Source organism: Corallococcus sp. AB049A (assembly GCF_003668885.1).
GTDB classification, from domain to species: Bacteria; Myxococcota; Myxococcia; order Myxococcales; family Myxococcaceae; genus Corallococcus; species Corallococcus interemptor.
In genome coordinates this window covers 1-10,551 of record NZ_RAWL01000311.1, presented here as the reverse complement: position 1 = coordinate 10,551, position 10,551 = coordinate 1, and the positions used below count along the sequence as shown (strand labels likewise).

The following is a 10,551-nucleotide window of genomic DNA, read 5'->3' as shown; positions in this document are numbered from 1 at the left end:
CCCCCACGGCGGCCCCCGCGAAGCCCGCGAGCGCGAAGCCCACGCATGACGAGGACGACGCGGCGCTCATCGCCGCGATGAAGCCCAAGCGCACGGGCCTCTACGTCGCGGGCGGCCTGCTCCTGGTCGCGGCCGTGGCGGCGGTGGTCATCTCCAAGGGCTCGGGCAGCGCTGAGACGCCCAAGCCCACCGAGCCCCAGGTGACGCAGCCCTCGAAGCCCGTGGATCCGCCCAAGCCTCCGGAGACGACGACGCCTCCGCCGGCTGTCACGCCGCCGCCGGTGAAGACCGCCGACGCCCAGACCGACGCGGGCGCGCCGCCGCAGAAGGCCGCGGACGCGCAGATCGACGCGGGCACGCCGGTGAAGGTGGCCACGCCGGAGCCCGCCGCCGTCCCGGACGCGGGCGCCGTCGCCGTCACCCCGCCGCCCACGCCGGAAGCGCCGCCGCCCGTGGTGCAGAAGGCCACCTACGCGGACCACATCAAGGACGGCCGCGCGGCGCTGGCCCGGGGCAGCTTCAAGTCGGCGCTCGGCGCCTACCGCAAGGCGCTCGCGCTCGACGGCGACTCCATCGAGGCGAAGACGGGCCTGGGCATCTCCCTGGCCAACAACAGCAGCACCAGCGAGGCCGGCTACCGCGAAGCGGCCCGGCTGCTCCAGGACGTCGTCAAGGCGGAGCCCAAGAACGCGAAGGCCTGGTTCTGGCTGGGCAGCTCCCTGCAGTTCTCCGGCGATCAAACCCGAGCAGCCGAGGCCTACAAGAAGTATCTGTTCCTCGAACCGACGGGTAAGTCGGCCGAAGAGGTGCGCGCCCTGCTCAACGGGATGAAATGAGCAGGGGAGGCGGCCCGTCCGCCTCCTGCCCGCCCTTGTTGTCGGAGTCGCCGTGCTCGTCCTGGGACTTGAAACCTCGTGCGATGAAACCGCCGCTGCCGTCGTGGAGGACGGGCGGCGCGTCCTGTCGGACGTCGTCTCCACGCAGGTGGACATCCACCGCCGCTGGGGCGGCGTCGTGCCGGAGCTGGCCAGCCGCAACCACATCGTCCAGGTGATGCCCGTCGTCCACGAGGCCCTCACGCGCGCGGACAAGACGCTGGACGACGTGGACCTCATCGCCGTCACGTCCGGCCCCGGCCTCATCGGCGCGCTGCTCGTGGGGCTCCAGGTGGCCAAGGGCTTGAGCCTCGCCACTGGAAAGCCCTTCGTGGGCGCCAACCACCTGGAAGGGCACCTGCTGGCCATCCGCCTGCTGGAGGACGCGCCCGCGCCGCCGTTCCTGGGCCTCGTCGTCTCCGGCGGGCACACCAGCCTCTACGAGGTGCGCGACTACGGGAACTACCGGCTCGTGGGCCGCACGCGCGACGACGCCGCGGGCGAGGCCTACGACAAGACGGCGCGCATCCTGGGCCTTCCGTACCCCGGCGGACAGCCCATTGATGAGCTGGCCCAGAAGGGCGACCCGGAGGCCATCCGCTTCCCGCGCGCGCTGCCGGGCGACAACCTGGACGTGTCCTTCTCCGGCCTGAAGACGTCCGTGCTCCACCACGTCCAGAAGCACGGCGTGCCGCAAGGGCAGGCCCTCCACGATTTGTGCGCGTCGTTCCAGGAGGCGGTGGCGGACGTGCTGTCCAAGAAGCTGGTCGCCGCGGCGAAGAAGCTGGGCCATGACCAGCTGGTGCTGTGCGGCGGCGTGGCGGCGAACTCGCGGCTCAGGGCCCTGTGCAAGCAGCGCGCGGAGGAGCGGGGGCTGCGCATGTTCCTGCCGCCGGTGCGGTTGTGCACGGACAATGGCGCGATGATCGCCGTCGCGGGGTATGAAGCGTGGCGCCGCGGCTTGCGCGGTGATTTCCGCCTCGCGGCCGACCCCGCCTGGCGCATGGAGTAGGGGCCTCAAAGTGGATTCTCCGCGCGACATCCTCAAGCGCCACGGCCTGCGGGCCAAGCACAGCTGGGGACAGAACTTCCTCGGAGACCCGGACGCACTCCAGGAGATCGCGGACGCGCTCGCGCCGCGCGAGGGCGAACCCGTGGTGGAGCTGGGCCCGGGCCTGGGCCACCTCACGCGCTTCCTCGCCGCCACCGGCGCGCGCGTCACCGCCGTGGAGCGCGACCGCGACATGGTGGCCGTGCTGGAGAAGGAGGCCATCCCCGGCGTGCGCGTGGTGCCCGGCAACGCCGCCACGGTGGACTTCGCCCAGGTGGCCGGCGCGGACGAAATCGCGCTCGTGGGCAACCTGCCGTACCACCTCACCAGCCCCATCCTCTTCCAGGTGCTCGCGCAGCGCGCCCACATCTCGCGCGCCGTCTTCACGCTGCAGAAGGAAGTGGTGGTGCGGCTGGCCGCGGAGCCCGGCAACCGCGACTACGGCCTGCTCACGGTGCTCTTGGGCCTGCACTTCGACCTGGAGGACGTGCTCACGCTGGAGGCGTGGCGCTTCCATCCGCCCCCGAAGGTGGACTCCGCCGTGCTGCGCCTCACGCGGCTCAAGAAGCCCCGCGCGCCGCTGGTGGACGAGGCCCGCTTCACCCGGCTGGTGAAGGCCGGCTTCGCGCAGCGCCGCAAGACGCTGATCAACTCGCTCAAGTCAGACAAGGGCCTGGCAACGCCGGAGGCGCTGTTGGCCGCGCTCCAGAGGGCGGGCATCGACCCGGGCCGCCGCGCGGAGACGCTCGCCCCGGAGGAGTTCGCCGCCATCGAGCGCGCCCTGGGCCCCGTCACCGCCATGGCGCCGCCGCCCCCGGAAGAGGCGTAGGGACGCTCAGCGCTTCTGGCCCAGCGCGGCCAGGAGCCCACCCTGCTGGGCGAGGTAGGCGCGGAACTCGTCCTCGTTGATGCGCAGGCGCGCGAGCACGGCGCTGAGGACCTCGTCCACGGAGCCCTCCGGCCGGCGCTTCAATTCGAAGGCCGTCTTCAGGAGGGCCACGCCATAGAGTGGATCCACGTCCACCGGAGGTGCGGGAGGGGCCGTGGCCGGACGGGCGGCGGGCGCCGCCTGCGTCGTTTCCACCAGGTCCACCACCGTCTTCACCCGCTGCCTGCCGCGCATCTGTGGCCCGTCGCTCCCGCCGTGCGTGTTCGCGGGCACCGTAGGGGATGACCCGTGAGGGCGCAAGGGTGGGGTGGCCCGCCGAAAATTGCCGGATGCATGGGGGCATGGTTGTGTTATCCGCCCCCCGCGCGCGCATCTGTCTCATGCGTGGCTTTTCCGGGGGCGGAGGCCTCGGGCCGATGGACCACCGCTACATCGTCGTCGAAGGCCCCATCGGCGTGGGCAAGACGAGCCTCACCAACCTCCTCACGGAGCGGCTGGGCAGCCGCCGCATCCTGGAGGTGGTGGAGGAGAATCCGTTCCTCTCCAGCTTCTATGCGGACCGGCAGAAGTTCGCGTTCCAGACGCAGGTCTTCTTCCTGCTGTCGCGCTTCCGCCAGCAGCAGGAGCTCTTCCAGCAGGACCTGTTCCGCGCCGTCACCGTGAGCGACTACCTGTTCGCGAAGGACCGCATCTTCGCCAACCTCACGCTGGCCTCGGACGAGCTGGCCCTCTACGACCGCGTCTTCGAGGCCCTGGGGCCCCGCGTCCCGCAGCCCGACCTGGTCATCTACCTCCAGGCCCAGCTGGACGTGCTGCTGCATCGCATCAAGAAGCGCGGCCGCGAGTTCGAGCGCAAGTTCGACGCGGGCTACCTGGAGTCGCTCACGCACGCGTACAACGACTTCTTCGCGCACTACACGGACACGCCGCTGCTCGTGGTGAACACGTCGGACATCGACTTCGTGCACAACGAGGAGGACCGCGAGGATCTGCTCAAGGTCATCGCGAACGCGAAGTCCGGCGTGCAGCACTACACCCCCCGGTCCCGCCGGGGTTGACGGCCGCCGCCCGGCTGCCTGGCTGCCGGGGTGCGGTGATCCCCCCACGCGGCCCCCGAGGGCGTTAGAGTGCATCCGCGTGGAACCCTGGCCTCCGGCGATCCCCCCTGGGACGGCGAGGGGCCTGACGTTCCACGCGGCCGTCCCACCCGTCTCACACCCAGGAGGTGAACCGTGAAGGACAAGGTCACCATCCACACGCTGAAGCGCCTGAAGCAGTCCGGTCAGAAGATCTGCATGGTCACCGCGTACGACGCGACGTTCGCGCGCATCCTCGACGAGGGCGGCGCGGACGTGCTGCTGGTCGGTGACTCGCTGGGCATGGTCGTCCAGGGCCAGGAGTCCACGCTGCCCGTCACCCTGGACCAGATGATCTACCACTGCACGGCGGTGAGCCGCGGCGCGAAGCGGGCGCACGTGGTGGGGGACATGCCGTTCATGAGCTACCAGGTGTCGCCGCAGGAGGCGGTGCGCAACGCCGGGCGGCTCGTCGCCGAAGGCAACGTGGGCAGCGTGAAGCTGGAGGGCGGCGCCGAGTTCGCCGACACCGTGCGCGCCATCGTCCGCGCCAGCATCCCCGTCATGGGCCACCTGGGCCTCACGCCGCAGTCCGTCCACAAGATGGGCGGCTACGTGGTGCAGGGCCGCGACGAGGACGCCGCGCGCCGCATGCTGGATGACGCGCTCGCGCTGGAGGCCGCCGGCGCCTATTCGCTGGTGCTGGAGGGCGTGCCGCTGGAGCTGGCGCGCACCATCACCCAGAGCCTGAAGATTCCCACCATCGGCATCGGCGCGGGCAAGCACTGCGATGGCCAGGTGCTGGTCTGCTACGACCTGTTGGGCATGAACCCGGACTTCAAGCCGAAGTTCGTCAAGCGCTTCGCCAACCTCCACGGGAACATCACCGAGGCCGCGAACACGTACTTCTCCGAGGTGCGCGCGGGCACCTTCCCGGATGAGGAGCACAGCTTCAAGGCCACCAAGGGCATCCGGCTGGTGACGCCCACGCCGGTGGCCCCCGACGCGGAAGGCGCTGGCGAGCCCGCGGAGAAGGTCGGCGGCATCTACGGAGCCCCGGTCTAGCCATGGCGCCCCACGTCCTGCGCACCGTCGCCGAAGTGAAGGCCTGGGTCGCGTCCCTCCAGAAGGAGGGAAAGACTCTGGCGCTCGTGCCCACCATGGGCTTCCTCCATGAGGGTCACGTCTCGCTCATGAGGGAGGGCGGCCGGCGCGCGGACGTGGTGGCGGCCTCCCTCTTCGTGAACCCCACGCAGTTCGGCCCCCGCGAGGACCTGGCGCGCTACCCGCGCGACTTCGAGGGGGACCTGGCCAAATGCGCGAGCGCGGGCGTGTCCGCCGTGTTCGCGCCCGAGCCCGCGGCGATGTACCCCCCGGGCTACCAGACCTACGTGGAGGTGACGGAGGTCAGCCAGGGGCTGTGCGGCGAGCGGCGTCCCGGCCACTTCCGGGGCGTCGCCACCATCGTCACGCAGCTGTTGGCGCTGTTCCGGCCCGCCGTGGCGCTCTTCGGTGAGAAGGACTACCAGCAGCTCCAGGTCATCAAGGCGCTCAACCGCGACCTGCACCTGGGCGCGGACATCGTGGGCATGCCCACCATCCGCGAGGCGGACGGGCTGGCGATGAGCAGCCGCAACGCCTATCTGTCCGCGGATGAACGCCAGCGGGCGCTCGCCCTCTCCAAGGGCATCCGGGCGGCCCAGGCCCTGCTTGCCTCCGGCACCCGGGACACGCGAGCGCTGGTGGAGGCCGCCCGCCGTGAATTGCAGGCGGTGGGCCTTCGCGAGGACTACGTGGAGGTTCGGGACGCCGGGACGCTCTCCCCCCTGGACACGGTGGCGCCCGGGCAGACGGCGCGAATGCTGGTGGCGGCCTTCTCTGGCACCACGCGGCTCATCGACAACATGCCGCTGGCCGGTTAGGAGACCCGGGACACGTTATGGCCGCTGGAAAGTCGAAGGGTGTGGGTGCGGAGCCGGGGGTGAAGCTCATTGCCGAGAACCGGCGTGCGCGCTTCGACTACACGGTGGATGAGAAGATAGAGGCCGGGCTGGAGCTCACGGGGAGCGAGGTGAAGTCGTTGCGTGAAGGAACGGCCAACCTGTCGGACGCCTACGCGCTCCAGAAGGGCACGGAGCTGTTCCTGCTCAACGCCCACATCGGCTCCTACAAGGCGGCCAGCGTCTTCGACCATCTTCCCACCCGGGGCCGGAAGCTGCTGATGCACCGGGCGGAGATCGACCGGTGGACGGCGAAGGTGCGCGAGCGCGGTTACTCCATCATCCCGCTCGTGCTGTACTTCAGGAAGGGGCGGGCCAAGGTGGAGCTGGGCCTGTGCCGCGGCAAGACGCACGAAGATCGCCGCCACGACATCAAGGAACGGGAGACGAAGCGGGAGATGGACCGGGAAGTGCGCCGCCGTTGAGGGCGCTCCCGCAATTCCCCCGCTGGACAGGCTGGAATGGACAAGAAGGTTTCCGACAAGAAGGAGCGGCTGCTGGCCGCGCTCGACCAGGGCATGGTGATGATCCACCTGGACGCGCGCCGCCCCGGCGTGCTCGTCCCCGCCAGCCTCCGAGGCGAAGCGCACCTGCGCCTCAACCTCTCCTACCGTTTCGAGCCCCCCGACCTCACGGTGGGCGAGTGGGGCGTGCGCTGCACGCTGAGCTTCTCCGGTTCGCGCTTCACGGTGGCGGTGCCCTGGTCGGCGCTGTTCGCCATCGCCAGCCACGTGACGAAGGAGTTCTGGATGTACCCGGAGGAGATGCCGCCGGAGCTGCTCCAGCAGCCCCCCGTCGCGTCCGCCTCCGTCGCGCGTCCGCCGCCGCCCGCGCCGGTGCCCGTGGCCGCCGAAAGGCCCCGCGCGTTCCTGCGTGAGGTGCAGGTGGACCGGAGCGAAGAGCCGGAGTCGCGTCCGGAAGCCGCTCCGCCGCCTCCTCCCGAAGGGGGCCCGCCGGAGGAGCCGCAGCCGCCGCGCCGTGGCCACCTGCGGCTGGTGAAGTAGGCCGGACTTGAGGCGGCGCGTCAGCGCTTGAGCTCCGCCTCCACGTCCGCCTTCCGGCCGCCCATGAACGTGCCCGACCAGGGGCGGTAGCCCTTGAGCTTGAGCTGCACGGTGATGGAGCGCGAGGGGTAGAGGTTGTCCATCGCGATGGGCGTCACGCCCACCTCCACGCCGTCCACCAGGACGGTGGCGCCGGAGGGCTCGCTGTGGATGGACAGGAGCGGCGTCGGAAACCCGAGCGCGCGCTTTACCTGAAGCTCGTAGCGGGGCCACGCGAACAGCACGCCCCCCGCGAGCACCGCCGCGATGCCGAGCAGCGCCACCGCCAACCCCCAGTGCCGCTTGGGACGGGCGGGGGCCACGGGCTCGAACTCCCAATGCGGGGTGTCTTCCGTCCGGGGCGCGCGCGCCTCCAGTTCCAGGTCGCCCTGGGCCGCCTGGCGGATGCTGGGCCGGTTCATCCGCTCCGCCTCTTCGACGTCGGAGATGGCCTGCGCGGGCGCATCCGCCGGGGCGGGGGAGGGCGCGTTCGTCCGCGCGCGCGAGGCCGCGGTGTTCGCTGGCCCGCGAGCCGGGGGCATGTTCGCTGGAGTCCGAGGCGCAGCGGACGTGGGCGCATTCGCCGGAGGCCGCGAGGAGGCGGCACCCGTTGCCCGGGGTGCCGCGCTCGCGGCGCTTGGGTCCGAGGAGGGCCCGCGCGTGCAGGACTCACAGGGCGATTCCGGTGACTCCAGCGCCGACCCGCAGAGGGCGCAGGTGTGGACCACGGCGCCGGACGCGGACAGCGAGACGCCTCCGGTCGGCGGGCTCCACGGCTCCTCTTCCTCCGCGCCCATGGGGACGGCCGCCGGAGGAGGCTTCCACCCGGCGGGCGCTCCAAGCGCGCCGCCCGAAGCCGCGCCATACGCCACCGTGGCGGAGGCCGCGCCGGACGCGGAGGGAATGCGCCCCGTGTCCACGCCCTCGCGTGGCACGGCGGACATCACGAACGACGCGGACGTCGAAGCGGGGTCCTCCGCCATCGCGGCCCGGGCCACCTCACCCACGGACATGGGCAGCCGCACGCCGCGCAGGAACGTGGCCAGCGCGTGCGACGACGCGGGCTCTCCCGTCTGCGCGAGCCAGCGCGCGAGCGCCTCCGACACGTCCTCCGGCTCCGGGAAGCGGCCCTCCGGCTCGCGCGACAGCATGCGCAGCACCAGCGTGGCCAGCGACGCCGGCACGCCTGGCAGCGACGCGGGCGCGCGGTTGAGGATGGAGTACGCCACCGCCATCGGCTCCGCCGCGGACGACCCGAAGGGGTGCTGCCCCGCGAGCAGCTCCGCCAGGATGATGCCCAGCGAGAACTGGTCGCTCAGCGCCGTGGCCGGCTCGCCCCGGATGACCTCTGGCGCCGCGTACGGCACCTTGCCCTTGAAGGCCCCGGGCTCCGTGCGCGACAGGCCCGCCAGCCGCGCGATGCCGAAGTCGGTGACCTTCACCTCGCCCTCGCGCGACACCAGCAGGTTGGACGGGGACACGTCCCGGTGCGCCGTCACCACGGACTGGCCGTCGTGCTGGCGCCGGTACGCGTGCTGCAATCCCGCCTGTGCCTGGCTCACGATGAACACCGCCAGGTGCGGAGGAATCCGCAGCCCCTGGCGCGTCACCGCGCGCATCAGCGCGCCCAGGTCCCAGCCGTCCACCAGCTCCATCACCAGGAAGAGCCCTTCCGCGCTCTCCCCCACGTCATGCACGGTGACGATGTTCTGGTGCTGCAGCAGCATGGCCAGCCGCGCCTCGGAGACGAACATCCGCGAGATGTCCGGCTCGCGCGCCAGGTGCGGCAGCACGCGCTTGATGGCCACGGTGCGCTCGAAGCCCTCCGCGCCCTTCGCCACTCCCAGGAACAGCTCCGCCATGCCACCCGTGGCCAGCGGTTGCAGCAGCCGATAGCGCGACGTCACAGGGACCTCCGGAAAAGGCGCGGCGGGGAAGCGCTCACCCCTGCGACTGGGTGATTTCGCGCAGGTGCTTCCACGGGTAGATGCCCGTGGTGTGCTGGTCGCTGAAGACGAACGCGAGCGCGTAGTTGCCCACCGGCTGCATCTGCAGCACGCGCAGGTTCGCGGGCACCTGCGAGGGGTCCAGCGTGCGCTTCGCCGTCCACTCGTCCACGCACGCGGCGCACGGGCACTGCTGGCGCAGCACCTGCGCCGTGGCGGACGTCGTCACGCCGTCGTCCCACGTCAGCGTCAGCGACTCGCCGTCCGCGGACAGCTTCGCATCCGTCGCGCTGACGGGCTTGGGCGCGGGCTTGATGCGATCCCAGAAATTGCTCACCGAATCCACCTTCCAAGGCTTTAGCAGCAGCCCCTCCCTACCATCCTTCCGGCGGGGAGGGCGACCTGCCTTGGAAAGCGAAACGGCCCGGGGAGCCAGGGCTTCAGGAAGCCAGCTTGACGGGCTGCCGGTGGCCTTCCAGCCGCACGCCCCGCTGGGCCAGCACCGCGCGCAGGGCCTGCACCACCTTGGGGTCCAGCTGCGCGCCGCTCAGGTTGTCCAAAATCTCCATCGCCTTCTCCAGCGGCATGGCCTTCTGGTACGGGCGCGTGGAGGTGCACGCATCGAAGGTGTCCGCGCACGCCACGATGCGCGCGAGCATCGGGATGGCCTCGCCCTTCAGCTTGTCCGGGTAGCCCGTGCCGTCCCAGCGCTCGTGGTGGTGGCGCACGCACGCGCGCACCGACCCCAGGAACGTCACCGGCCCGATGATGGCGTCGCCAATGGCGGGGTGCTCGCGCATCAGGGACATCTCCTGGTCGGTGAGCCGGGACTGCTTGCAGAGGATGTTCTCCGGGATGCCAATCTTCCCGATGTCGTGGAGGATGCCGCCGTACTGCAGCTGGCGCAGCTCGCGCTCGGTGAGCTTCAGCTCCTTGCCAATCTCCACCGCCACGTCGCCCACCCGCTGGCTGTGGCCGCGCGTGTACGCGTCCTTGGAGTCGATGGAGTTGGCCAGCGCGACGATGGTCTCCAGGTAGCCCTTCTCCAGGCTCTCGTAGAGGCCGCGCGTCTCCATGTCGTACGCCATGAGCTGCTTGCTCATGTAGTTGAACGTCTGGGCCAGCTCTCCCAGCTCGTTCTTCTGCTTCAGGTGCACCTCCACGCCGAACTTGCCGCGAGCGAGCTCCAGCGACGTGGCGATGAACGTCTTCAAGGGCTGCGTGAGGTTCCGGGAGAAGATGGCCGCCAGCACCAGCGCCACCAGGATGGCGCCGCCCAGGCCCAGCAGGATGCGCCGCTCCATCGACTCCACCTGGCGGTAGGCGTTCTCCACCGGTTGCTCGGACACGATGGCCCAGCCCGCCTCCGGCAGCACCGAGTACGCGGACACCACCGCCTCGCGCCCCTCGCCGAAGTTGCCCACGTGGAACAGCTCCGTGTCGGGCGTGCCCTCGCGCTGCTTGAGCAGGTGCGCCAGGGGCAGCCGCTTCGACACGTCGTCGCCCACCGCGCCCAGGCCGCCGCCGCCCGTAATCAAGCGTCCGTGCCGGTCCGCCAGGTACGCGAAGCCGGTGCTGCCCACGCGCTCCTGGGCCAGCATCTGCCGCAGTCCCGCGAGCGTGATGTCCGCGGCCATGTAGCCCTGCACCGGGTCGCCCACGGGGAAGGCC

General features: G+C 71.0%; 12 protein-coding genes. 8 read left to right on the top strand and 4 right to left on the bottom strand.

Annotated features, from left to right (window positions below; translation table 11 throughout):
• From D7X55_RS27720 to rsmA, 3 genes are all read left to right on the top strand, one after another.
• Positions 1-836: tetratricopeptide repeat protein (locus D7X55_RS27720; RefSeq protein ID WP_147470226.1), on the top strand; the 836-nt coding region annotated here is incomplete at its 5' end.
• 52 nt (positions 837-888) lie between these two features.
• Positions 889-1,887, top strand: coding sequence for a tRNA (adenosine(37)-N6)-threonylcarbamoyltransferase complex transferase subunit TsaD (tsaD, locus tag D7X55_RS27715; RefSeq protein ID WP_121724621.1), 999 nt, complete (start codon positions 889-891; stop codon positions 1,885-1,887).
• A gap of 10 nt (positions 1,888-1,897) precedes the next feature.
• The gene (rsmA, locus tag D7X55_RS27710) at positions 1,898-2,755 is read left to right on the top strand and encodes a 16S rRNA (adenine(1518)-N(6)/adenine(1519)-N(6))-dimethyltransferase RsmA (RefSeq protein WP_121724620.1); all 858 of its coding nucleotides are present in this window, start codon (positions 1,898-1,900) and stop codon (positions 2,753-2,755) included.
• 6 nt (positions 2,756-2,761) lie between these two features.
• Here rsmA and D7X55_RS27705 read toward each other — a convergent pair whose 3' ends face one another.
• Positions 2,762-3,049, bottom strand: coding sequence for a hypothetical protein (locus tag D7X55_RS27705; protein ID WP_120549659.1), 288 nt, complete (start codon positions 3,047-3,049; stop codon positions 2,762-2,764).
• 182 nt (positions 3,050-3,231) lie between these two features.
• Here D7X55_RS27705 and D7X55_RS27700 point away from each other — a divergent pair, with 182 nt between their 5' ends.
• From D7X55_RS27700 to D7X55_RS27680, 5 genes are all read left to right on the top strand, one after another.
• Positions 3,232-3,873 carry a deoxynucleoside kinase gene (locus D7X55_RS27700; protein WP_120549658.1) on the top strand — a complete coding sequence of 214 codons (642 nt, stop codon included), beginning with the start codon at positions 3,232-3,234 and terminating at the stop codon, positions 3,871-3,873.
• Positions 3,874-4,047: 174 nt separating this feature from the next.
• The gene (gene panB, locus D7X55_RS27695) at positions 4,048-4,956 is read left to right on the top strand and encodes a 3-methyl-2-oxobutanoate hydroxymethyltransferase (protein WP_120549657.1); all 909 of its coding nucleotides are present in this window, start codon (positions 4,048-4,050) and stop codon (positions 4,954-4,956) included.
• Between the two features lie 2 nt (positions 4,957-4,958).
• Positions 4,959-5,813: a pantoate--beta-alanine ligase gene (gene panC / locus D7X55_RS27690; RefSeq protein WP_121724619.1), complete on the top strand. Its 855-nt coding sequence runs from the start codon at positions 4,959-4,961 to the stop codon at positions 5,811-5,813.
• Positions 5,814-5,830: 17 nt separating this feature from the next.
• Positions 5,831-6,316, top strand: coding sequence for an SsrA-binding protein SmpB (gene smpB / locus D7X55_RS27685; RefSeq protein ID WP_014398822.1), 486 nt, complete (start codon positions 5,831-5,833; stop codon positions 6,314-6,316).
• Between the two features lie 36 nt (positions 6,317-6,352).
• Positions 6,353-6,895 carry a ClpXP protease specificity-enhancing factor SspB gene (locus D7X55_RS27680; RefSeq protein ID WP_120549655.1) on the top strand — a complete coding sequence of 181 codons (543 nt, stop codon included), beginning with the start codon at positions 6,353-6,355 and terminating at the stop codon, positions 6,893-6,895.
• Between the two features lie 20 nt (positions 6,896-6,915).
• Here the strand turns inward: D7X55_RS27680 and D7X55_RS27675 are convergent, their stop codons facing one another.
• From D7X55_RS27675 to D7X55_RS27665, 3 genes are all read right to left on the bottom strand, one after another.
• Positions 6,916-8,841: a serine/threonine-protein kinase gene (locus D7X55_RS27675; RefSeq protein ID WP_121724618.1), complete on the bottom strand. Its 1,926-nt coding sequence runs from the start codon at positions 8,839-8,841 to the stop codon at positions 6,916-6,918.
• A gap of 34 nt (positions 8,842-8,875) precedes the next feature.
• Positions 8,876-9,217 (bottom strand): DUF971 domain-containing protein, encoded by a 342-nt coding sequence (locus D7X55_RS27670; RefSeq protein WP_120549664.1) that lies wholly within the window; start codon positions 9,215-9,217, stop codon positions 8,876-8,878.
• 103 nt (positions 9,218-9,320) lie between these two features.
• The coding region (locus D7X55_RS27665) for an HD domain-containing phosphohydrolase (RefSeq protein ID WP_121724617.1) at positions 9,321-10,551 on the bottom strand (1,231 nt) is incomplete at its 5' end.